Genomic DNA, 22557 nt, shown 5'->3' with positions numbered 1-22557 from the left:
GGAGGAACCATCCATGATGTCCAGACTCAAGCAGACCACCTTCATCACCGCGGCCGGCGCCGTCGCGACGATGGCCGCCGCGCCGGCGGCTCTCGCGCAGGAGGCCGATCGCGTTCTGAAATTCGCGCATGTCTACGAGACAACCGAACCCTACCACACCTGCGCCGTCGACGCGAATGAGATGCTCATGGAGCGGACGGACAACCGCTACGGCATCGAGGTCTACCCGGCCTCGTCGCTGGGCAAGGAGGTCGACATCAACGAGGGCCTCGGCCTCGGCACCGTCGACATCATCTATACCGGCCAGCTCTTCGCCGGCCGTGCCTACGGGCCCATCGCCATCGGCGGCGCGCCCTACATGTTCCGCGACTACGACCACTGGGACCAGTTCCGCAACTCCGACCTGTTCGACGAGCTGGCGCAGGGCTACACGGACGCGACCGGCAACCACATCGTCGCGATGACCTACTACGGCAACCGCCACGTGACCTCGAACAAGCCGGTGACAGAGCCCGAGGACATGGAGGGCATGAAGATCCGCGTGCCGAACGCGCCGCTCTACATGATGTTCCCCGAGGCCGTGGACGCAAACCCGACGCCCATCGCCTTTGCCGAGGTCTACCTCGCGCTGCAGCAGGGCACGGTGGACGCGCAGGAGAACCCGTTGCCGACGATCCAGGCCAAGAAGTTCTACGAGGTGCAGTCGGACATCAACCTCACCGGCCACATCACCGACGCGCTGCTGACCATCGTCGGCGGCCCGACCTGGGACGGCATGGACGAGGCCGACCGCGAGACGCTTTCGGGCGTGCTCGAGGAAACCGCCGTCTGCGCGACCGACGCGATCCGGGAATCCGAGGCCGAGCTGGCCCAGTGGTTCCGCGACGAGGGCGTCAACGTGAACGAGGTCGACCGCGGCCCGTTCATCGAGGCCGTGAAGGCGATGCATAACGGCGAGATGGCGACCTGGAGCCAGGAGACCTACGACCAGCTTCAGGCCATCGGCCAGTAAAGCCCACCGGGCGGGCGCGTCTCGGCGCGCCCGCCCGCCCGCTCCGCGACTGCCACGGAAGACTGCGCCATGAACGACGACCGCCCGAACGCGCCGCCGCCAGCCGAGCCCGAGCCGCCGGAGGTTCACCTTCTGGAGGAAGAGATCGACCTGTCGGATATCCGCTGGGACGACACGCTCGTCTTCGCGATCTTCTGGATCCTCGCCTTCGTGGTCTTCCTGCAGTTCTTCACCCGCTACGTGCTGAACGACTCGCTGGGCTGGACCGAGGAGATCGCCCGCTTCCTTCTGATCGGCGTCACCTTCACCGGCGCGATCATGGCGGTGCGCAAGGAAACGCACATCGCGGTGGAGTTCCTCTATCGCTGGGTGCCGCGCGGCGTGCGCCGTGTCGCCCAGGTCGCGATCGACGCAATCACGATCGGCTTCTTCGGCCTGCTGACCGGACTGACGATTCAGCTGGCCGGCCGCACGCGGCAGATGATGGTCTCCATCGACGTGCCCAAGGCCTATGTCTACTGGTTCGTGGCCGCCTGTTTCGCCGTCATGACGCTCTACGCGCTGTGGAACGGCTGGCGGCACCTCCGGACCGGCACCTCCAAGCTCATCGACCCGCAGCAACACGCCGAAGGCGTGCCCCGTACCGACTAGGAGACCTTCGGTGGAAATCGCGCTTCTCTTCATCGCGCTCTTCGCGCTTCTGATCTTCGGCGTGCCCGTGGCCATCGCGCTCGCGGGGTCCTCGGCCCTCTACATCCTTTTCTTCGACCCCGTGCCGCCGATGGTCGTGGCGCACCGGATGGTCAACGGCGTCGACAGCTTCCCGCTGCTGGCGGTGCCCTTCTTCATCCTCGCCGGCAACCTGATGAACACCGCCGGCATCACCGAGCGCATCTTCAACTTCGCGCTGTCGCTGGTCGGCTGGATGCGGGGCGGGCTGGGTCATGTGAACGTCGGCGCCTCGGTGATCTTCGCCGGCATGTCCGGTGCGGCCGTCGCCGATGCGGGCGGGCTGGGCGCCATCGAGATCAAGGCCATGCGCGACGCCAAGTACGATAGCGAATTCGCCGTGGGCGTCACGGCGGCCTCCTCGACGATCGGTCCGATCATCCCGCCGTCGCTGCCAATGGTGATCTACGGCGTGGTCGCCAGCGCCTCCATCGGCCAGCTTTTCGCGGCCGGCTTCATTCCCGGCATCGTCATGGCGCTCTCGCTGATGGTGCTCGTCGCGATCATTGCCCGCCGCCGCGGCTTCCCGCGCGATACCGCCTTCCGCTTCGCCAACCTGTTCATCACCTTCCGCCGGGCCTTCCTGTCGCTGATGACGCCGGTCATCATCGTCGGCGGTATCCTGTCGGGCGCGTTCACGCCGACCGAGGCCGCCGTCGCCGCCTGCGCCTGGGCGATGTTTCTGGGTCTGATCGTTTACCGAACGCTGAACTGGCGGCGGTTCGTGCGGGTGAGCTACGACACCATCGAGACGACGGCCGTGGTGCTTCTCGTGGTGGCGGCCGCGTCGATCTTCGCCTGGATTCTCACGTCCAACCGCGTGCCGGAAACGGTTGCCGGGCTGCTGCTGTCCGCGTCGGACCGCCCCTGGGTGATCCTGCTGCTGATCAACCTGATCCTGTTGGTAGTCGGCTGTTTCATGGAGACGGTTGCCGCGATCACCATCATGGTGCCGGTCCTGCTGCCGGTCGCGGTGGAGATCGGGGTCGACCCGGTGCATTTCGGCGTGATCATGGTGCTGAACCTGATGCTCGGGCTGCTGACACCACCGGTCGGGATGGTGCTCTACGTGCTGTCCCGCATCGCCCGTATCCCGTTCGAGCGGGCGGTCGTCGGCACGGCGCCGTTCCTGGTGCCGCTGGTGCTGGTTCTGCTCCTGATCACCTATGTGCCGGCGATCACGATGTGGCTGCCGACCCTGATCTACCGGTGAGGCCGCGGGGCGCTAGCTCCGGTTTGGCACATCGCGATACTGTCCGGTGGCGCCGTCGACGCGATCGGATTAGATCGGCTTTGTAAGCTCGGAGACCGGAATTTCTGTGCGAGTCGCCGACGTTTGCGCGTTCCCCTGCGGGCCCGGGAGACCGGCCCGCAGGCGACGGCGGGCATGGACCGATGGATCACATTCCGCAATCGCCAGCGGCCACATGTCGCTCGGGGCGGACAACAGCCCGCCGTGGACTACTTCAACCGGATCGAAACCGATCAGCAGGGGTGGAGAGCAGCTTTGTTACGTCGGAACCTGTTCAGTCGGCGGGGAGTAGCCCGGTTCGGACCGAAGACGCCCAGGACGGCGTGAGGATAGCACTGATGGAGTCATTGCCGTGCAAAAGCCAGATGGATGCATATCGTGGCAAAGTTTCTTGCTTTCGGCCGTAGCGGCCGTGCCGGCGTCGGCGCGCGTTCCATGAATGCGCCGGCAGAAGACCACGTCTACAGCGGCAGGCCGTCGATTTGAGTGACGTCGCGACCGGCATGCAGGACACCGCAGAGGTGACGGCGGCGGGCAGGGCGCTGATTGCGTGCCCGCAATGCGATACCCTGTATTTCGAACCCGAGATACGGGAAGAGCAGACGGCGTCCTGCCTGCGCTGCGGGCGGGTCCTGGCGGCGCCGCGCACGAACGCCTATCTGCGCACGCTTTCGCTTTCGCTTACGGCCGTCATTCTGATGATCGGCGCCGTGTTCTTTCCGTTCATCGAGTTGGAGGCGGCGGGATTGCGGAACCGGACCTCGGTGCTGGACGCCATCCTGGCCTTCTCGTCGGGCCTGATGCTGCCATTGTCGCTCGCGGTCGCCCTGCTGATCGTGCTCATTCCGCTGACGCGCCTTGCCGCGATCGTCTACACGATCTATCCGCTGGCGCGACGGCGCAGACCCTTTGCCCATGCGGCGACGGCGTTTCGCCTTGCCGAAGGCCTGCGGCCCTGGTCGATGGCGGAGATCTTCATCTTCGGTGTCTCGGTCGCCCTGGTGAAAGTGGCGGGGCTGGCCAGTGTCAGCTTCGGCCCGGCCTTCTGGGCGTTCGCCGGGCTGGTGGTCGTCATGGTGCTTCAGGACAATTCGATGTGTCGGTACACGATATGGAAGTCGCTGGAACAAGAGCGCGCCTGACCACGGCGCGCAGTCAGGGGCTGGTGGCGTGCCACCGTTGCGGCCGCGTGCACGCGGCCGGCACCGGGCGTTGCACCCGCTGCGGCGGTGCGATCGAGAGCCGCGATGCGGCCTCTCTGCAGCGGGTCTGGGCGTGGCTTCTGGCGGGGATCGTCGTCTATATCCCGGCCAACGTTTATCCGATGCTGCGGACCGCCACGCTGCTCGACCGGGACGAGAGCACGATCGTCGGCGGCGTGATCGACCTGTTCCAGCACGGCTCTTACGCGGTCGCCGCCATCGTGTTCATCGCCAGCGTCGTGATCCCGATCGGCAAGTTCCTGGCCATTGCCTATCTGGCGCTCGGTATCCGCAGGACCGTGGTGATGAACGCGCATCAGCGCCACAGGCTCTTCGAGGTCGTGGAGTTCATCGGTCGCTGGTCGATGATCGACGTGTTCGTCGTCGCGATCCTCTCCGCCCTTGTCCAACTGGGATCGGTGGCTATCATCAACCCGGGAATAGCGGCGGTGAGCTTTGCGCTGTCGGTCGCTTTTACCATGCTGTCCGCGCAGAGTCTCGATCCACGGCTGATCTGGGACGCGGACGAGGAGCCCGTATGAGTGATCCGACACCCGCCGAGCCGCACGTCCGGCGCGGGGCAGGGGGAATTCTGTTTCGGCTGTCCTTTGTGTGGCTGGTGCCGGTCCTGGCGCTGGCGATTTCGCTGGGCGTCGCGTGGCAAAGCTATTCCGAACGGGGGGTCCTGATCGAGATCGCGTTCGAAAGCGCATCGGGCATCGCCGCGGATCGGACCGAGCTGAAGTACCGCGATGTCAGCGTGGGCACCGTCGAGGATGTCTCGTTCTCGGAAGACCTGGGCGAGGTGGTGGTCGCGGTGCGCGTGGACCGGACCCTTGCCCCCTATCTCGATTCCGATGCGGAGTTCTGGGTGGTGCAGCCCGAGGTTTCCGTCCGTGGCATCAGCGGGCTGAACACGGTCCTGTCGGGCGTCTACATCGAGGGAAGCTGGGACAACGACCCCGGCGAGCCGATGACCCGTTTCACCGGGCTGCCGCGCCCGCCGCTGGCCAGTCCGACCCGGGCCGGGACAGCCCTCGTGCTGCGCGCCCGCGACGGCAACTCGATCGCGGCGGGGGCACCGATCCTGTACAAGGGCATCCCCGTCGGCGCGATCGAGGCGCCGCAACTGGCCGAGGACGGCGACGGGGTCTCCATCAACGCCTTCGTCGAGGCGCCGTACGACCGCCTTTTGACTTCCAACACACGGTTCTGGGACATATCCGGCGTGTCCGTGTCGCTGGGGGCCGGGGGCGTTTCCCTGGATTTCTCCTCGCTCGCCTCGCTGGTGGAAGGCGGGATCAGTTTCGATACGATGGTGTCGGGCGGAGACCCGGTGGAGCGGGGGCAGTCGTTTCAGCTCTACGCCGACCAGCCGGCCGCCCGCGCCAGTCTCCTGACCGACCGGTCGGCCGAGCGGCTGCGGGTGCTCGCGGTCTTCGATGGGTCCGTCAGCGGGCTGAGCCAGGGCACGACGGTGCGCTTTCAGGGCGTGCCGGTGGGCGAGGTCACCGAGATCGCGATGGTCGCCGAAGACATCGACGGCCGGAAGGTCGTCCGTCTGAACGCCACCCTGGCGCTTGCGCCCGACCGGCTGGGCCTTGGCGAGGACGCCTCGACGCAGGAGGCCCTGGCGTTGCTGGATGACTACGTCGCGCAGGGTCTGCGGGCCCGGCTCGCCTCTGCCAGCCTGCTGTCGAGCCAACTTGTGGTCGAACTGGCCGAGTTCCCCGACTCCGATCCGGCATGGATCGTCAACGAAGAGGGCCGCCTGCCGGAACTGCCGACGGCCGAGTCGGACCTGGCCGATCTCAACGCCACGGCGCAGGGCGTCTTCGAGCGGATCAACGCGCTGCCGATCGAGGAACTGCTTGCCTCCGCTCAGACCCTGCTCGTGTCGGCGAACGAGGTTGTCAGCGCCGAGGAGACGCGGGCCGTCATCCCGGAATTGACCGGGACGCTGGCGGAGGCGCGGACGCTCATACCCGAGCTCGCCGCGACGCTGGACGAGGCGCGCGCGACGCTGACGGAAGCCCGGCAGATCGCGGCGGAACTGCGCGAGGGGGGCGCCACGGCGGCCGTGAACGGCGCGCTGGATTCGGCGGCGAATGCCGCGAATGCCGTCGAAACCGCCGCCGGCGCCCTGCCGCCGATTGTCGCGCGACTGGATACGCTGGCCTCGCGGACCGAAGCCGTGCTGAACGCCTACAGCGACAATTCGCGCCTGATCAACAGCGCGCTCACGACGCTGCGAGACATCAGCGAGGCGGCGGATGCGCTGCGCGGGCTCGCCCGCACGCTGCAAAGAAACCCGAACTCGTTACTCATGGGGCGGTGAAATGACCATCCGAGCGATCGCGACCGGCCTTCTGGCCATGACCCTCGTTGCCTGTGGGGAAGGTGGGCCGCGCTATCTCGTGGAATCGCCGACGTCGGAGCTGAGGGTCCGTTCCGCCGTCCGGACGCTTCTCGTGCGAACCGTGTCCCTGCCGACCTACGCGGCCGACGAAGAAATCGCGTTCCAGGATGACGAGGGCGTCGTTCGGACGATGAACTTCGGCCTGTGGGCGGACGAGCCGGAACGCGCGACGACGCTGACCGTCACGCGCCACCTGAACGCGATGACCTCGGCCAAGGTGGCCCCCGAACCCTGGCCGCTGCCGCGGCCGCCGGAAGGTGTGGTGGACATTCGCATCGAGACGTACATCGCGACCAACGCGGACACGTTCCGCATTTCCGGACAGTATTTCCTAGGATCGGAGGAGCCGGAGCCCGAGGACAATTTCGACGATCCGGACTACGAGCCCAGAACCCAGCCACCGCCGCTCCCCGACCGGGTCGGCGTGTTCGACATCTCGGTCGCGCTGGTCGGCGAGGGGCCGTCCGCCATCGCCACGGCTCAGGCCGCCGCATTGACAAGGCTGTCGGAGAAGATCGCGCGCGATCTCGTGCGCTAGACCCGGCGATCTGCCCCGGGTCGTTTCGCCGGCCTCGGGGGCCGGGCCGTCGCTCTCGCCGCCTCTTAGCTTTTGGTTGTGGCCCGACCTATTTGCGGAGCGGGATCTCGCGGCCGCCGCATACCGGGTATGGCGCGATGGGGCTGACACCGCGCCATCCGCCCGGGACTGCACCTGAGAACGCCCCAGTGAACTGAAAAACAATGATAATACCTGCATGGCGTTGAAACGCCCCGGCGCCGGCACTACCGTTGATGCGGCTTTAAACAATACGGCGCCTGCTTTGCGGGCCGCATCCGCCCCCACGCAGCCCAATCCGGGCTGTGTCCGGGTCGGGCGTGCCACAGAGCGGACAGCTGTCTGAGAGGAGAGACGATGACGGACTACGATCCGAACAAGGGGTATGTCGCACTGCTCGGCTGGAGCCTGAACGCCATCGACGCGGTCGACCGTTTCGACCGACGCTACGTGGTGGTCGCGCCGCCTTGGGCCGAAGAGTACTGCGAACAGAACGATATTCCCTTCGTGCCGTGGGATTTCGACCGGCTCAACGAACGCTCGCAGGAACTTGCGCATCGGCTCGACGACATGGGCGTCGACGTGGCGATCCCGCTCTACGAAGAGACCGTGGAATGGGCCGGTGCGATCAATGCCGTGCTGCTGAAGAACCCGCGCCTGCTGGGCCAGGCGATGCTGTTCCGCGACAAGTCCCTGATGAAGCGGCGCGCCCAGCTCGGCGGTATCCGTGTCGGCGTCTTCGAGGAGGCCCACGACCGGGGCGACGTGATCCGCTTCCTGATGCGGGTAAACCAGACGCTGCTGAAGCTGGACGGCGACCCGAACGACCCGATCCACTTCAAGGCGTTCGACAAGTCGGGCACCGCCGGCCACCGGGTGATCCGCACGCCCGAGGACGTGGACAACATCCCGGACGAGGAATTCCCCGCCCTGCTGGAAAGCCACCTCGACGGCTGGGAGTTCGCGGTCGAAGCCTGGATCAAGAACGGCAAGATCCAGTTCCTGAACATCTCCGAGTACGTGACGCTCGGATATTCCGTCTTCGTGCCCGCCACGCCGGAGCTCGAAGAGCACCGCGCGCGGATCACCGAGGAGATCGAGAAGCTGATCGACGTCTTCGACATCGAGTTCGGCTTCATCCATCCGGAATACTTCCTGACCAGCGACAACAAGCTTTACTTCGGTGAGGTCGCCTATCGCCCGCCGGGCTTCAACGCGCTGGAACTGATCGAGCGGGCCTACGGCTTCAACGGCTACCAGGGCCTTGTCGTGGCCTTCGATCCGAAGACCACGCAGGACGAGCTGGACGCTTTCTTCCCAACGCCGGTGGAGGACGCGAAAGGCCATGCCGGCTGTTTCGGCGTCTATCCCCGCCGCCGCGTGGTGAGCCGCCTGGAAGTCCCGGCCGAGACCGCCAACCACCCGTATTTCGAGTTCCACGAACTCTCCGATCCCAGCGAACAGAAGGTCGCGAAACGGACCGCCTTCGGGACGCACTGGGGGCTGGCGTATTTCTTCGGTGACAATCCGCATGAATTGCGGGATCTTCTGAAGAAGCAGGAAGAGTTGGATTACTACGTTTGATGAGCACCGATGACGTGGCCTCCCAGGGACGCCAGGGCGACGAGGGGACACGCGCGCAACTCGACCGGCTGACCGGCACGCTGGACATGGCGATCGAGCGTCTGGAGCGCGCGCGTCCCTTCGCGAAATCGCGCCACCAGCGGCCGGTGCTGGACGTCATCGCCCGTATCCTTCCGGTCCCCGGCGGCCTCGCCGCAGTGCAGGCCCGGGCGACGCGGATGGATCGGGCCGGGCTTTTTGCCGGGTCCGACTGGAACGTCCCCGAGGCGTTGCTGCCACAGCTCGTCGGCACGACCCTGGCCTCCGAGGATGCGACCTTCCAGGCCCTGGAGGCGGCGAGCCTGGCGCGCTTTCTCGCGGTGGCCACCGGCGAGGCGCGGCATGACAACCTGCACGCCGACGGCGCCCGGCATTTCCTGACGCAGGTTCTCGCGCTCAATCTGCGGGACATATTCGGCCGGCCGGACGAGGCCGCCCGCGCCATGGGCGAGCGATATGTCACCAAACAGCGCGTCCTGCAGCATGTGGCCGATCACATCGGTCTGACGGACGTTCTGGGCGTCCTGGTCTCGGAAATATGGCGCCTGCTCGAACAGCGGTCGGTCCAGGTCGGCATCGTCAAGGACATGATCGCCCAGATCGCCATCGCGCTGCACGAAAAGGGCACCGAGCCGGGCAGCACCCGGTTGGGGGCGGAACGCCTCGTAAGCGCGCTCTTCGGGCCGACCGCGGCATCGCTCGACGATCCGGGCACCGAGACTTACCTGGAGCGGATCGCCTGCGCCGACGAGGCTAGCCTCTCGCGCGAGGCGATGGGGTTCGCACGCGCCATGCACGACACCGGGCTGGTCTCGGACTACCATGTCGCATTCCTCACCTGGGCGGTCGAATACCGCGATCGGCCGTTCGTTCCGGAGGCGCTGGGCCTGGGAACCACCGGCCTCGATTGCTGGCGCCACTATCGGCGGCTGGTCGAGGACCTGATCCGCGCAGCGGTCACCTCGGCGACCCCCCAGGCCGTGTACGGCCTCGCAATGCTGCTGGAACGGGGCGTGCTGCACAATGCGCCAATGGTCCCGGCGCTTGACGGTCAGATCAACCTGCGGCTGAAAGGTGAGGCGCGCAAGCGGCTGGCGCTGGGCTTTGGCGACGCCGTCGCGCCCGAGACGCACCTGCTGGCCGGCGTGCTGGAAGTGCTCGGGCAGCCGCTGGGCGTCGGACAGGGCGCGAACCCCACCTGTCAGTCGGCGCGCGCCATCGCGATGTGGGGCCTGATCGACCCCGACTATCTTCTGCACCTCGTCTCGCAGGCGGCGGAGTTCGACACGATCCTGATGCAGTTCGAGGGCACCCCCATCAACTCCGCCGATCTGCCCGCCGGGCTCGGCGGGTACGGCCCGATCGACGCCGACCCCCTTTCGGTTCTGCTCGTGTCGCATCTCGACCGGATCTACGCGGAAATGGGGCGGCTCTGCATCGGCCGCACGGGCGATCCGCATCGCTGGGTGAACCCGGAATTCCACGGATGGTGGGTCTCGCGCGACTGCGCCGTCGCGGTCGACGTCGCCACCGGAAAGCTGGCGGATTACGACACCTTCCTGCGCCGCTTCTTCGCTTCCTACCATCCGCGGCATAACGGCGACCGCCCCGTCAGCCACCCGCAACCCGCCGGGATCGCGGTGACCGACCCGCACTGTCATTTCATAGGCTGGCACGCCATCGCGATCCTCCGCGTCGCCGAGGACCAGGCCGGACAGATGCGGGTCTATTTCTACAACCCGAACAACGACAGCGGTCAGGACTGGGGCGGCGGTGTCGTCGTCTCGACCAGCGGAAACGGCGAGCGTCACGGCGAGGGCTCGCTCGAATTCGAGCAGTTTCTGTCGCGTCTCTACCTCTTCCACGACCAGCCGCTGCGGCCGGCGGAGCATTGCCCCATCCCGCAAGAGGCAATCTCCCGTGTCTGCCAGATGGCACAGCAGAGTTGGGCGGCCGACAGATCAGGGTGACGTCCTATGCCGGCACGTGCCAGCACCGTCGCGGCTCTTGTGGCGGGCGGGGGCGGGGCGTTAGTGTCGGGCGGTGAACACCGCGACCGCCTCCGACCCTGCCGACCGGGCGGGCTTTTCCGACGACGCCTGGGGCGACGTGCTGGATGCCGTGGACCGGACCTATGCGGAACTGGTCGAGTACCAGGAACGGCTGGAGCGGCAGAATGCCGAGCTGCACGCGGCGCGGCGGTTCATCGAGTCGGTGCTGGGCTCGGTCAGCGACATCATGGCGGTGGTGGGCCGGGACGGCCGGATCGAGGAGATCAGCGCCTCTTTCGCCCGTGCCGTCGAAGCCGAGCCGGACGCTGAGCCGGGCGCCATCACCGGGCGGGCGCTGCAGGCGTTCTTCACCGAGGACGGCGCGGCCCGGATCGCGGCGGCGCTGGACGACCTGCGGCTGAGCCGCGAGAGCGCCAGTTTCGAGGCCGACCTGGTGACGTCCGAGGGGGCGATGCCGTTCGACATCTCGCTGGCGGCGCGGCTGTCGGACCGGGGGCGCTACGTGGGCGCGGTGCTGACCGGCCGGCCGCTGGGCGAGTTGCGCCGGGCCTATGCCGAACTGGAGCGGAGCCACCGGCAGCTGAAGGAGGCGCAGAGCCAGCTGGTGCGCAACGAGAAGCTCGCCTCGCTCGGCCGGTTGTTGGCGGGGGTGGCGCACGAGCTGAACAACCCGATTTCCTTCGTCTATGCCTCGGTCCACGCGCTGGAGAAATACGTCGGCACCTTCGAGACCTATTTCGAGCGGGTGAAGGACGGGGCGCCGCGCAGCGAACTGGTGCAGTTGCGCGAGGATCTGAAGCTGGAGCGCAACCTGCGCAACCTGGCCGACGCGGTGCGCGGCGCGACGGAGGGCGCCGAACGGGTGCGCGACATCGTGGCCGACCTGCGGCGGTTGTCGGCCGAAGGCAGCGGCGAGCGGGTGGTCTTCGACCTCGTCGACGTGGCGCGGGTCGCGGCGCGCTGGGTCGAGCGCGGCTCGAAGAGCGGGATCGCGGTGCGGTTCACCGGGGCCGAGGCCTGCAGGGTGGAGGGCGTGCCCGGGCACATCCAGCAGATCGTGATGAACCTGGTGCAGAACGGGATGGACGCGCTGGAGGGCGCCGCCGCGCCCGAGCTGACGGTGGACGTGGCCTGCGCGGCGGAGCGCGCGGTGCTGACCGTGTGCGACAACGGGCCGGGGGTGCCGGAGGAGGCGCGCGCGGCGATCTTCGATCCGTTCTTCACGACCAAGCCGGTGGGGCGCGGCACCGGGCTGGGGCTTTCCATCAGCGCCAAGATCGCCGACGAGCATGGCGGGCAGCTGCACCTGGGCCCCGGCCCGGGCGGGTGCTTCCGCCTGGAGCTGCCACGGGAGGGCGAGGCATGAACGTGTTGTGGCTGCAATCGGCGGGCTGCGGCGGCTGTACCATGTCGCTTCTGTGCGCCGAGAACCCGAACCTGTTCGACACGCTCGGCGACGCGGGCATCTCGTTTCTGTGGCATCCGGCGCTGTCGGTCGAGACCGGGGCGGAGGTGCGCGCGTTGCTGGACGCGGTGGAGCGGGGCGAGACGGTGCTCGACGTGCTGTGCGTCGAGGGCTCCATCGTCACCGGGCCGAAGGGCACGGGCAAGTTCCACATGCTGTCGGGCACCGGGCGGGCAATGCTGGACTGGGTGCGGGCGCTGGCGCCGATGGCCGAGCATGTCGTGGCCGTGGGCTCCTGCGCGGCGTTCGGCGGGATCACCGCGGCGGGCGGCAACCCGGCCGGCGCCATCGGCCTGCAATACGACGGCGCGCACGCGGGCGGGGCGCTGGACGAAGGGTTCCGCAGCCGCTCGGGCCTGCCGGTCATCAACGTGGCGGGCTGCCCGACGCATCCGGCCTGGGTGACGGAGACGCTGCTGATGCTGGCGGGCGGGCTGATCGGCGCGGGCGACCTCGACCGCTATCGCCGGCCGCGGTTCTATGCCGATCACCTGGTGCATCACGGCTGTCCGAAGAACGAATACTACGAATACAAGGCCTCGGCGCGCGCGCTGTCGGAGCTGGGCTGCATGATGGAGCATCTGGGCTGCGTCGGCACGCAGGCGGTGGGCGACTGCAACATCCGGCCATGGAACGGCGAGGGATCGTGTACGCGCGGCGGCTACCCGTGTATCGCCTGCACCTCGCCGGAATTCGAGGAGCCGGGGCATACCTACACCGAGACGCCGACGATCGCCGGCATCCCGGTGGGCCTGCCCTCGGACATGCCGAAGGCGTGGTTCATGGCGCTGGCGTCGCTGTCGAAGGCGGCGACGCCGCGGCGGATCGACGTGAACGCGCATTCCGACCGCATCCGCGTCGCCCCGGCGCCGAAGCGCGAGACATGAGCGAACGGCAGCTTCTGGTCGGGCCGTTCAACCGGGTCGAGGGCGACCTTGAAATCCGGCTTGACGTGGCCGAGGGCCGGGTGGCGGCGGCCTGGGCCAACTCGCCGCTGTTCCGGGGCTTCGAGATGATGCTCACGGGCCGCGACCCGCGCGACGCGCTGACGATCACGCCGCGGATCTGCGGCATCTGCTCGATCAGCCAGTCGGCGGCGGCGGCCTTCGCGCTGGCCGAGGCGTCGGGGGCGGAGATGCCCGAGCAGGGGGCGCTGGCGGCCGCGATCCTGCACGGGGTCGAGAACCTGGCCGACCACCTGACGCATTTCGCGCTGTTCTTCATGCCGGATTTCGCGCGGCCGGTCTATGCGGGCCGGGCCTGGCACGGGCGCGCGGTGGAGGCGTTCACGGCGCAGGAGGGCTCGGTCGCGCGGGCGTTGCTGGAGGCGCGGGCGCGGCTGTTTCACATCGTGGGGCTTCTGGGCGGCAAGTGGCCGCACACCCTGGCGATCCAGCCCGCTGGGGTGACGCGGACGCCGGATGCGCGCGACAAGGTGAAGATACAGACCGCGCTGCGGGCGCATCGCCGGGCGCTGGAGACGGTGCTGTTCGGCGCGCGGCTGGAGGAGTTCGCGGCGCTGGACAGCGTGGCGGGGCTGGAGGCCTGGGGCACGGGGGCCGCGGGGCTGTTCGGCGAGATCGCGGCGGATCTCGGGCTGGCGACGCTGGGGCGCGGGCCGGGACGGTATCTGTCCTGCGGCGCGTATCCGATGCCCGAGGGCCGGGCGACGCGGGCCGGGGTCTGGGAGGCGGGCGCGCTGCGCGCGTTCGACCCGGCCGAGGTGGTCGAGGATCTGAGCCACGCGTGGATGCTGGGCGGCGCGGCGCATCCCGCCGAGGGGGTCACCGCGCCGGACGAGGACATGCGCGAGCCAGGCTATTCCTGGTGCAAGGCGCCGCGGCTGGCGGGCGGGACCGTCGAGGTCGGCGCGCTGGCGCGGCAGGTGGTGGACGGGCACCCGCTGGCCCTGGCGCTGGCGGACGAGGCCGGCGTGCGGGCGCGCATCGCCGGGCGGCTGCTGGAGATCGCGCGGACGCAGCTCTGGCTGGAGGACTGGGCGGCGCGGCTCGACCCGGCGGCGCGGTTCATGGGGGACTGGGACCTGCCGAAGGACGGGGCCGGCGCCGGGCTCGTCGAGGCGGCGCGGGGCACGCTGGGCCACTGGCTGCGGATCGAGCGCGGGCGGATCGCGGGCTACCAGATCGTGGCGCCGACGACCTGGAACTTCTCGCCCCGCGACGCCGAGGGCGTGCCGGGGCCGGTGGAGGCGGCGCTGGTCGGCTGCCCGGTGGTCGAGGCCGAGGAGACGCCGGTGGCGGTGCAGCACGTGGTGCGGAGTTTCGACCCTTGCATGGTCTGCACGGTGCACTGAGCGGGGCGGCCGGGATCCCGGCGGCTCTGCCCCCGTCCTTCGGACGCCCCCGGAGTATTTGGGCCAAGATGAAGCCATGACGTCGGGCATGCGGATCCGGGTGCGCGGGCAGGTGCAGGGCGTGGGGTTCCGGCCCTTCGTCTGGCAGCTGGCGCGGACGCACGGGGTGACGGGCGAGGTGCGGAACGACGCCGAGGGGGTGCTGGTCTTCGCCCGCGGGGCGGGGCTGGACGCCTTCGTCGCGGCGTTGTCGGCGGAGGCGCCGCCGCTGGCGCGGGTGGACGCGGTGGAGGCGGCGCCCTGCGAGGTGGCCGAGCGGGCGGACTTCGTGATCGTGGCCTCGGGCGGGCCGGGGGCCGAGACGCGGGTGACGCCGGACGCGGCGAGCTGCGCGGACTGCGTGGCCGAGATCTTCGGTGACGGGCGGCGGCGCGGCTACGCCTTTACCAACTGCACCAATTGCGGGCCGCGGTTCAGCATTCTCACCGGGCTGCCCTATGACCGCGGGCAGACGACGATGGCACCCTTCGTCATGTGCGCGGCGTGCCGGGCGGAATACGAGGATCCCGGCGACCGTCGGTTCCATGCCCAGCCGGTCGCCTGCCCGGAGTGCGGGCCGCGCGTCTGGGTCGAACGGGACGGGGTCGAGGTCGCGGGCGACTGGCTGGCGCTGGCGGCCGAGGCGCTGCGGGACGGTGGAATCGTCGCGGTGAAGGGGCTGGGCGCGTTTCACCTGGCCTGCGACGCGACCGATGCGGCGGCGGTGGCGCTGTTGCGGGCGCGGAAGCGGCGGCCGGCGAAACCGTTCGCGCTGATGGCGCCGCTGGAGGTGGTGCGGCGGTATGCGTCGGTCTCGGAGGAGGAGGCGGCGCTGCTGCAGGATCCGGCGGCGCCGATCGTGTTGCTGGAGAAGGCCGGCGCGGCACTGCCGGAGGAGGTGGCGCCGGGGCAGGCGACGCTGGGCTGGATGCTGCCCTATACGCCGTTGCACCACCTGTTGTGCGGCGCGGTCGGGCGGCCGCTAGTGATGACCTCCGGCAACCTGTCGGGCGCGCCGCAGGCGATCGGCAACGCGGAGGCGCGGGAGACGCTGGGCGGTTTCGCGGATGCCTTCGTGATGCACGACCGCGAGATCGCGCGGCGGCTGGATGACAGCGTGGAGCGGATCACGCCGCAGGGGCCCATGGTGCTGCGCCGGGCGCGCGGCCGGGTGCCGGGGACGCTGCCGCTGCCCGAGGGGTTCGGTGGGCGGCAGCTGGTGGCCTATGGCGGGCAGATGAAGGCCGCGATCTGCCTGGTGAAGAACCGGCAGGCGTTGCTGGGGCACCACCTGGGGGAGCTGGACGAGGCGCTGACCTGGGAGGCGTTCGTGCAGGCGGACCGGGATTATGCCGCGCTGTTCGATCATGCACCGGAGGCCGTGGCCTGCGACCTGCATCCGGGCTATCGCGCGACGCAGCACGCCCACGGGCTGGGCCTGCCGGTGGTGGAGGTGCAGCACCATCACGCGCATCTGGCGGCCTGCCTGGGCGAGACCGGGTGGCCGCTGGACGGGGGCCGCGTGGCGGGGATCGTGCTGGACGGCACCGGATTCGGGCGCGACCGGACGGTCTGGGGCGGCGAGCTTTTGCTGGGCGATTACAGGGGTTTCTCGCGCGAGGCTCATCTTTCGCCGGTGCCGCTGATCGGCGGGGACGTCGCGGCACGGGAGCCGTGGCGGAACGCGGTGGCGCAGCTGGATGCCGCGGGGCTGGGCGAGGTGGCCGACGCGATATTCTCCGACCGGCCGCTGGGAATGCTGCGGCAGGCGGCGGCGCAGGGCGTGAACGCGCCGCTGTCCTCCTCGGCGGGGCGCCTGTTCGATGCTTTCGCGGCGGTGCTGGGGTTTTCGGGCGCGCAGAGCTACGAGGGCGAGGCGGCGATGGGGCTGGAGGCGCTGGCGTTGCAGGCGCGAGAGCGGGGCGCGGGCTACCCGCTGGACTTGGCGGGGTCGGTGCTGGACGCGGCGCCGCTCTGGGCGCGCTGGCGGGCGGACCGGGACCGCGGCGTGGCGCCGGCGGAGATGGCGTGGCGGTTTCACGCCGGGCTGGCGCGGGGCTTTGCCGGCGCGGCGCGGCGGCTGGTGGAGACCGGCGCGGCCGAGGCGGTGGTACTCTCGGGCGGGTGCTTTCAGAACGCGCTGCTGCTGGAGTTGACAGTGCAGGCGCTGGAGGGCGTGCCGGTGCTGGTCCATCGGAAGGTGCCGGCGAACGACGGGGGGCTGGCGCTGGGACAGGCGCTGGTGGCGCTGGCCCGGCTGGAAAGCACCTGACCGGCGTCCGCGCGGGGCGGTAAGCGGGAGTCCGGCCGCGGCGGACCAATTCCATCAAGAGTATCTGGCAAGTCCCTGGAAACGCGCGCTTTTCCGGCGCTTTCCGATTCCTTCGGCGCTTCCCCTTCGCACACCGTGGCATACCGGCATGATGGCCCAACCCGCGCCCGCCGCGATGCCGGCGCGACGCAAGGCAAACGGAATGGAGGAGGGCCGACGTGAGCCGGATCGAGACATTCTACGAGGTGATGCGGAGCCAGGGGATCACCCGGCGCAGCTTCATGAAATACTGCTCGCTGACGGCGGCGGCGCTGGGGCTGGGGCCGGCCTTCGTGCCGAAGATCGCCCAGGCGATGGAGACCAAGCCGCGCACGCCGGTGATCTGGGTGCACGGGCTGGAATGCACCTGTTGCTCGGAGTCGTTCATCCGCTCGGCGCACCCGCTGGCCAAGGACGTGGTGCTGTCGATGATCAGCCTCGACTACGACGACACGCTGATGGCGGCGGCGGGCCACCAGGCCGAGGCGGCGCTAGAGGACACCATCGAGAAATACAGGGGCAACTACATCCTGGCGGTCGAGGGCAACCCGCCGCTGAACGAGGACGGCATGTTCTGCATCGTCGGCGGCAAGCCCTTCGTGGAGCAGCTGCGCCACGCGGCGAAGGACGCCAAGGCGATCATCTCGTGGGGCGCCTGCGCCTCCTACGGCTGCGTGCAGGCGGCGAAGCCGAACCCGACGCGGGCGACGCCGGTGCACAAGGTGATCACCGACAAGCCGATCATCAAGGTGCCGGGCTGCCCGCCGATCGCCGAGGTGATGACCGGCGTGATCACCTACATGCTGACCTTCGACCGGCTGCCGGAGCTCGACCGGCAGGGGCGGCCGAAGATGTTCTATTCCCAGCGGATCCACGACAAGTGCTACCGCCGGCCGCATTTCGACGCGGGCCAGTTCGTCGAGGCCTGGGACGACGAGAACGCCAAGAAGGGCTATTGCCTGTACAAGATGGGCTGCAAGGGCCCGACGACCTATAACGCCTGTTCCACGGTGCGCTGGAACGAGGGCGTGTCCTTTCCGATCCAGTCGGGCCACGGCTGCATCGGCTGTTCCGAGGACGGGTTCTGGGACCAGGGGTCGTTCTACGACCGGGTGACCGACCTGACCCAGTTCGGGGTCGAGGCGAATGCCGACCAGGTCGGCATGGCGGCGGCGGGCGTGGTCGGCGGCGGCATCGCGCTGCACGCCGCCGTCTCGGCGCTGAAATCCGCACAGAAGAAAACGCAGGACAAGCCTGCCAGCGAGGAGGTCTGATAGATGGTCATTCAAACTCCCAACGGCTTCACGCTGGACAACTCCGGCAAGCGCGTCGTGGTCGACCCGGTCACCCGGATCGAGGGGCACATGCGCTGCGAGGTGAATGTCGACGACGACAACATGATCACCAACGCGGTGTCCACGGGCACCATGTGGCGCGGGCTGGAGGTGATCCTGAAGGGCCGCGACCCGCGCGACGCCTGGGCCTTCACCGAGCGGATCTGCGGCGTCTGCACCGGCACGCATGCGCTGACCAGCGTGCGGGCGGTCGAGGACGCGCTGGGGATCACCATCCCGGACAACGCGAACTCGATCCGCAACATCATGCAGCTGAACCTGCAGATCCACGACCACATCGTGCATTTCTACCACCTGCACGCGCTGGACTGGGTCAATCCGGTCAACGCGCTGAAGGCCGATCCGAAGGCGACGTCGGAATTGCAGCAGGCGGTCAGCCCGTCGCACCCGCTGTCCTCGCCGGGCTATTTTCGCGACGTGCAGAACCGGCTGAAGAAATTCGTGGAATCGGGGCAGCTGGGGCTGTTCAAGAACGGCTACTGGGACAACCCGGCCTACCTGCTGCCGCCCGAGGCGGACCTGATGGCGACGACCCACTACCTGGAGGCGCTGGACCTGCAGAAGGAGATCGTGAAGGTCCACACGATCTTCGGCGGCAAGAACCCGCATCCCAACTGGCTGGTGGGCGGGGTGCCGTGCCCGATCAACATCGACGGCACCGGGGCCGTGGGCGCGATCAACATGGAGCGGCTGAACCTGGTGTCGTCGATCATCGACAAGTGCATCGAGTTCAACACCAACGTCTATCTGCCCGATGTCAAGGCGATCGGCGGGTTCTACAAGGCGTGGCTTTATGGCGGCGGGCTGTCGTCGCAGGCCTGCCTGGCCTATGGCGACATCCCCGAGCATGCGAACGATTTCTCGGCCGAACAGCTGCACCTGCCGCGCGGCGCGATCATCGGCGGCGACCTGGCGACGGTGCATGACGTGGATCAGCGCGATCCCGAGCAGATCCAGGAATTCGTGGATCACAGCTGGTACACCTACGGCGAGCCGGGCAAGGGGCTGCACCCCTGGGACGGCGTGACCGAGGCGAACTACGAGCTGGGGCCGAACGCCAAGGGCACGAAGACCAACATCGAGGAGCTGGACGAGGCGGCGAAGTATTCCTGGATCAAGGCGCCGCGCTGGAAGGGCCACGCGATGGAGGTGGGGCCGCTGGCGCGCTACGTCGTCGGCTATGCCTCGGGGCACGAGGAGATCAAGGGCCAGGTCGACGGGCTGTTGCGCGACATGGACCTGCCGCTGGAGGCGGTGTTCTCGACGCTGGGGCGGACGGCCGCGCGGGCGCTGGAAAGCGAATACTGCGGACGGCTGCAAAAGCATTTCTTCGACAAGCTGGTGCGGAACTGCGTCAACGGCGACACCGCCACGGCGAATGTCGAGAAGTGGGATCCGTCCACCTGGCCGAAGGAGGCCAAGGGCGTGGGCGCGACCGAGGCGCCGCGCGGCGCGCTGGGCCACTGGGTCCGGATCAAGGACGGGCGGATCGAGAACTACCAGTGCGTGGTGCCGACCACCTGGAATGGCAGCCCCCGCGATACCGCCGGCAATATCGGTGCGTTCGAGGCGTCGCTGATGAACACCAAGGTGGAACGGCCCGAAGAGCCGGTGGAGATCCTGCGCACGCTGCACAGCTTCGACCCGTGCCTGGCCTGTTCGACCCACGTCATGTCGCCCGACGGCGACGAGCTGGCCAACGTCAAGGTGCGCTGAGGGAGGATCACCATGAGACATGCAATCGCGATGTTCGCACTGACGGCCGCGCCGGCGCTGGCGCATCCGGGGCACGGGGTCGAGGGGCCGGCGCATTGGGCGCTGTCGCCGCTGCACGGGCTGGGGCTGGTCGGGGTCGCCGTGGTTCTCTGGGCGCTGCGCGCGCGTCGGAAGGAGTGAGGCGATGCCGGACGACCTGATCCATTCCCCGAACGTCAAGGTCGAGCCGCTGGTCAGTTCCCAGTTGGCCGGCGACGCGACCCACGAGGACGTGGAGAGCATCCGCCTGCGCACCAGCGTATTCGTCTACGAATGGCCGGTGCGGCTGTGGCACTGGCTGAACGCGGCGCTGATCCTAGTGCTGATCGGTTCGGGCTGGCTGATCGCCTCGCCCCTGCCGTCGATGGAGTTCGCCGAGGCGACCTTTCAGTTCGTCATGGGCTATACCCGGTTCGCGCATTTCGCGGCCGGGCAGCTTCTGACGGTGGCCTTCGCCGCCCGCATCTACTGGGCCATCGTGGGCAACCACCATTCCCGGCAGCTGTTCTACGTGCCGGTGTGGAAGAAGCGCTGGTGGCAGGAGGTGTGGTTCGAGCTGAAATGGTACGCCTTCCTCGAACGCGAGCCCAAGAAATACGTGGGCCACAACCCGCTGGCGCAGATCGCGATGTTCTTCTTCATGACCATCGGGATCAGCTTCATGATCCTCACCGGCTGGGCGCTTTACGCCGAGGGCGCGGGGCAGGGGTCGTGGCCCGACATGGCGATGGGCTGGCTGATCGGGCTGGTGGGCAACACGCAGGTGCTGCATTCGGTCCACCACCTGGGGATGTGGTTCATCGTGATCTTCATGATGATCCATATCTACGCCGCGATCCGCGAGGACATCATGAGCCGGCAGTCGATGGTGTCGACGATGATCTCGGGCACCCGGACCTTCAAGGACGACCGGCCGGACTGATCGGTTTCCAGCGGCGACGCGAAGCGGAACGGGCCTTTCGGGGCCCGTTTTTCTTTGCTGGTCGCCGGGTTTTCGGTCATCGTGTGAAATGGAAAGAAACTTTGCACGTAGTGGGCGGCCAATACTGGCCCGGCTCTGTGAAATGGCAAAAATATCAGGGGTTTGCCCGATTTCTCTCTCAGGTGGGAGAATCGCTGCCGCCCGGCGGGCGAAACCGTAGATTGGCTTCCACAGGCGGCGCGGGGGAGCGCGCCGGCGACGCGAGGGAGGGTGACATGGGGCGCAGGGCGCTGATCCTGGGTATCGGAAACCTGCTTTGGGCCGATGAGGGGTTCGGCGTGCGCTGCGTCGAGCATCTGGCCGGAACGCTGCGCTACGGCACGGAGGTGACGGTGCTGGATGGCGGGACGCAGGGCCTGTACCTGCTGCCGTTCCTGGAGGAGGCCGACGTGATGGTCGTCTTCGACGCCGTCGATTACGGCCTGGCGCCAGGCGAGATGAAGGTGGTCGAGGGCGACGAGATCCCGGCCTTCATGGGCGCCAAGAAGATGTCGCTGCACCAGACCGGGTTCCAGGACGTGATCGCGACGGCGCAGCTGATGGGGTACTGCCCCGGCGAACTGGTGCTGATCGGCTGCCAGCCCGAGGAGCTGGAGGATTACGGCGGCGGGCTGCGCGCGGTCGTGGCGGGACGGATTCCCGAGGCCGTGCGCATCGCGCGGGAGTGGCTGGCCGACCGCGGCTTCACGGCCGAGGCGGGGCGGACCGAGACCCCCGACCTGGCGGACGCCGCGATCCGGCAGGCGGCCTATGAAGACGGTCGGCCCGCCGCGGAGGAGGCCTGCCGCACCGGCGACGCGCGCTTCTTCCCGGAGCGGGCCTGATGTGCGTGGGCGTGCCCATGCGTATCGCCGCGGTGGACGGCATCGCCGGCACGACCGCCTATGGCGAGATGGTGGATTTGTCCCTGACCGGTCCGGTGGCGCCGGGCACCTGGGTGCTGACGCATCTGGGCTCGGCGCGCGAGGTGATCTCGGCCGAGGAGGCGCGGCTGATCGCCGACGCGCTGGACGGGCTGCGGTCGGTGATGGCGGGCGGCGGGGCCGGCGGGGCCTTTGCCGACCTGGAGAACAGGGACCCGGCGCTGCCGCCGCATCTGGAAGCGGCGCGCGCGGCGGGCAAGCGCGAAGCATGAGGGAGACGGGCATGGGACATCCGCTGATCGACAGGCTGACGGACGAGCTGGGCTGGCCCCGGCTGGAGACGATGGCGGAGGTGCGAGCGTGCGTGGCCGAGGGCACGCATTGCCTGTTCGTGCCGGGCGACCCGCGGCGCAACCTGGAAAGCGCCGATGTCGCGGTGATCCTGCCAGAGCTGCGGATCGCGTTCCAGCGGGCCTTCGACTGCGCCGTGGTGGGCGACGGCGCGGAGACCGAGCTGCGCGAGGCGGTGCGGGTGCTGAAGACGCCGAGCCTGATCTTCTTCCGCGACGGCGCGTTCCTGGGCGGCATCCCGAAGGTGCGCGACTGGAGCGACTACTTGGCCCGCATCCCGCAGATCCTGTCGGCCGAGCCGGCGCCCGTGGCCTGAG

The 22557-nt window shown here is 68.6% G+C and carries 20 protein-coding genes; all 20 read left to right on the top strand.

From position 1 onward, the window contains the following. Positions 1–13 precede the first annotated feature (13 nt). Positions 14–1012, top strand: coding sequence for a sialic acid TRAP transporter substrate-binding protein SiaP (locus P1J78_RS05825; protein WP_275566389.1), 999 nt, complete (start codon positions 14–16; stop codon positions 1010–1012). Between the two features lie 69 nt (positions 1013–1081). Continuing rightward, the gene (locus tag P1J78_RS05820; protein WP_275566388.1) at positions 1082–1663 is read left to right on the top strand and encodes a TRAP transporter small permease; all 582 of its coding nucleotides are present in this window, start codon (positions 1082–1084) and stop codon (positions 1661–1663) included. Between the two features lie 10 nt (positions 1664–1673). Beyond that, entirely contained in the window at positions 1674–2954 is a 1281-nt protein-coding gene (locus tag P1J78_RS05815; protein WP_275566387.1) for a TRAP transporter large permease, read from the top strand. Positions 2955–3514: 560 nt separating this feature from the next. Then, positions 3515–4135: a paraquat-inducible protein A gene (locus P1J78_RS05810; protein WP_275566386.1), complete on the top strand. Its 621-nt coding sequence runs from the start codon at positions 3515–3517 to the stop codon at positions 4133–4135. Further along, positions 4105–4737, top strand: a complete 633-nt coding sequence (locus P1J78_RS05805; RefSeq protein ID WP_275566385.1) for a paraquat-inducible protein A — start codon at positions 4105–4107, stop codon at positions 4735–4737. Before P1J78_RS05810 ends, P1J78_RS05805 begins: the two co-directional genes overlap by 31 nt. Continuing rightward, on the top strand, positions 4734–6533 hold the full coding sequence (locus P1J78_RS05800) for a PqiB family protein (protein ID WP_275566384.1): 1800 nt from the start codon (positions 4734–4736) through the stop codon (positions 6531–6533). Before P1J78_RS05805 ends, P1J78_RS05800 begins: the two co-directional genes overlap by 4 nt. 1 nt (position 6534) lies before the next feature. Then, positions 6535–7152: a PqiC family protein gene (locus P1J78_RS05795; RefSeq protein WP_275566383.1), complete on the top strand. Its 618-nt coding sequence runs from the start codon at positions 6535–6537 to the stop codon at positions 7150–7152. A gap of 375 nt (positions 7153–7527) precedes the next feature. Further along, the gene (locus P1J78_RS05790; RefSeq protein WP_275566382.1) at positions 7528–8754 is read left to right on the top strand and encodes an ATP-grasp domain-containing protein; all 1227 of its coding nucleotides are present in this window, start codon (positions 7528–7530) and stop codon (positions 8752–8754) included. After that, a complete protein-coding gene (locus tag P1J78_RS05785; protein ID WP_275566381.1) occupies positions 8754–10763 on the top strand; it encodes a hypothetical protein in 2010 nt (669 codons plus the stop codon). The genes P1J78_RS05790 and P1J78_RS05785 overlap by 1 nt, the downstream gene beginning before the upstream one ends. A gap of 73 nt (positions 10764–10836) precedes the next feature. After that, positions 10837–12171 carry a sensor histidine kinase gene (locus P1J78_RS05780; protein WP_275566380.1) on the top strand — a complete coding sequence of 445 codons (1335 nt, stop codon included), beginning with the start codon at positions 10837–10839 and terminating at the stop codon, positions 12169–12171. Continuing rightward, the gene (locus P1J78_RS05775; RefSeq protein ID WP_275566379.1) at positions 12168–13157 is read left to right on the top strand and encodes an NADH-quinone oxidoreductase subunit B family protein; all 990 of its coding nucleotides are present in this window, start codon (positions 12168–12170) and stop codon (positions 13155–13157) included. Before P1J78_RS05780 ends, P1J78_RS05775 begins: the two co-directional genes overlap by 4 nt. Continuing rightward, on the top strand, positions 13154–14584 hold the full coding sequence (locus P1J78_RS05770; RefSeq protein ID WP_275566378.1) for a nickel-dependent hydrogenase large subunit: 1431 nt from the start codon (positions 13154–13156) through the stop codon (positions 14582–14584). Before P1J78_RS05775 ends, P1J78_RS05770 begins: the two co-directional genes overlap by 4 nt. 76 nt (positions 14585–14660) lie before the next feature. Further along, complete coding sequence (gene hypF / locus P1J78_RS05765) at positions 14661–16895, top strand: carbamoyltransferase HypF (RefSeq protein ID WP_275566377.1); 2235 nt, start codon at positions 14661–14663, stop codon at positions 16893–16895. Positions 16896–17113: 218 nt separating this feature from the next. Beyond that, a complete protein-coding gene (locus P1J78_RS05760) occupies positions 17114–18208 on the top strand; it encodes a hydrogenase small subunit (RefSeq protein ID WP_275566376.1) in 1095 nt (364 codons plus the stop codon). Positions 18209–18211: 3 nt separating this feature from the next. Further along, the gene (locus P1J78_RS05755) at positions 18212–20005 is read left to right on the top strand and encodes a nickel-dependent hydrogenase large subunit (RefSeq protein WP_275566375.1); all 1794 of its coding nucleotides are present in this window, start codon (positions 18212–18214) and stop codon (positions 20003–20005) included. A 12-nt stretch (positions 20006–20017) separates the two neighbouring features. Then, complete coding sequence (locus P1J78_RS05750; protein WP_275566374.1) at positions 20018–20185, top strand: hypothetical protein; 168 nt, start codon at positions 20018–20020, stop codon at positions 20183–20185. Between the two features lie 4 nt (positions 20186–20189). Next, positions 20190–20966, top strand: a complete 777-nt coding sequence (gene cybH / locus P1J78_RS05745; RefSeq protein ID WP_275566373.1) for a Ni/Fe-hydrogenase, b-type cytochrome subunit — start codon at positions 20190–20192, stop codon at positions 20964–20966. A 275-nt stretch (positions 20967–21241) separates the two neighbouring features. Beyond that, complete coding sequence (locus P1J78_RS05740) at positions 21242–21850, top strand: HyaD/HybD family hydrogenase maturation endopeptidase (RefSeq protein ID WP_275566372.1); 609 nt, start codon at positions 21242–21244, stop codon at positions 21848–21850. Then, entirely contained in the window at positions 21850–22161 is a 312-nt protein-coding gene (locus P1J78_RS05735; protein ID WP_275566371.1) for a HypC/HybG/HupF family hydrogenase formation chaperone, read from the top strand. Before P1J78_RS05740 ends, P1J78_RS05735 begins: the two co-directional genes overlap by 1 nt. An 11-nt stretch (positions 22162–22172) precedes the next feature. Continuing rightward, the gene (locus P1J78_RS05730; protein WP_275566370.1) at positions 22173–22556 is read left to right on the top strand and encodes a thioredoxin domain-containing protein; all 384 of its coding nucleotides are present in this window, start codon (positions 22173–22175) and stop codon (positions 22554–22556) included. Position 22557 lies beyond the last annotated feature (1 nt).

This window comes from Psychromarinibacter sediminicola (assembly GCF_029168335.1).
Taxonomy (GTDB): Bacteria; Pseudomonadota; Alphaproteobacteria; order Rhodobacterales; family Rhodobacteraceae; genus Psychromarinibacter; species Psychromarinibacter sediminicola.
The sequence above is the reverse complement of the archived record's forward strand: the minus strand, read 5'-3'. Positions and strand labels throughout refer to the sequence as shown.

What these genes read in the sequence shown, in the direction of transcription:
- hypF (WP_275566377.1), top strand. Translation starts at nt 14,661, where the DNA reads ATGACGTCGGGCATGCGGATCCGGGTGCGCGGGCAGGTGCAGGGCGTG.
- P1J78_RS05795 (WP_275566383.1), top strand. Translation starts at nt 6,535, where the DNA reads ATGACCATCCGAGCGATCGCGACCGGCCTTCTGGCCATGACCCTCGTT.
- P1J78_RS05750 (WP_275566374.1), top strand. Translation starts at nt 20,018, where the DNA reads ATGAGACATGCAATCGCGATGTTCGCACTGACGGCCGCGCCGGCGCTG.
- P1J78_RS05785 (WP_275566381.1), top strand. Translation starts at nt 8,754, where the DNA reads ATGAGCACCGATGACGTGGCCTCCCAGGGACGCCAGGGCGACGAGGGG.
- P1J78_RS05770 (WP_275566378.1), top strand. Translation starts at nt 13,154, where the DNA reads ATGAGCGAACGGCAGCTTCTGGTCGGGCCGTTCAACCGGGTCGAGGGC.
- P1J78_RS05820 (WP_275566388.1), top strand. Translation starts at nt 1,082, where the DNA reads ATGAACGACGACCGCCCGAACGCGCCGCCGCCAGCCGAGCCCGAGCCG.
- P1J78_RS05800 (WP_275566384.1), top strand. Translation starts at nt 4,734, where the DNA reads ATGAGTGATCCGACACCCGCCGAGCCGCACGTCCGGCGCGGGGCAGGG.
- P1J78_RS05740 (WP_275566372.1), top strand. Translation starts at nt 21,242, where the DNA reads ATGGGGCGCAGGGCGCTGATCCTGGGTATCGGAAACCTGCTTTGGGCC.
- P1J78_RS05755 (WP_275566375.1), top strand. Translation starts at nt 18,212, where the DNA reads ATGGTCATTCAAACTCCCAACGGCTTCACGCTGGACAACTCCGGCAAG.
- P1J78_RS05790 (WP_275566382.1), top strand. Translation starts at nt 7,528, where the DNA reads ATGACGGACTACGATCCGAACAAGGGGTATGTCGCACTGCTCGGCTGG.
- P1J78_RS05775 (WP_275566379.1), top strand. Translation starts at nt 12,168, where the DNA reads ATGAACGTGTTGTGGCTGCAATCGGCGGGCTGCGGCGGCTGTACCATG.
- cybH (WP_275566373.1), top strand. Translation starts at nt 20,190, where the DNA reads ATGCCGGACGACCTGATCCATTCCCCGAACGTCAAGGTCGAGCCGCTG.
- P1J78_RS05735 (WP_275566371.1), top strand. Translation starts at nt 21,850, where the DNA reads ATGTGCGTGGGCGTGCCCATGCGTATCGCCGCGGTGGACGGCATCGCC.
- P1J78_RS05825 (WP_275566389.1), top strand. Translation starts at nt 14, where the DNA reads ATGATGTCCAGACTCAAGCAGACCACCTTCATCACCGCGGCCGGCGCC.
- P1J78_RS05805 (WP_275566385.1), top strand. Translation starts at nt 4,105, where the DNA reads ATGGAAGTCGCTGGAACAAGAGCGCGCCTGACCACGGCGCGCAGTCAG.
- P1J78_RS05730 (WP_275566370.1), top strand. Translation starts at nt 22,173, where the DNA reads ATGGGACATCCGCTGATCGACAGGCTGACGGACGAGCTGGGCTGGCCC.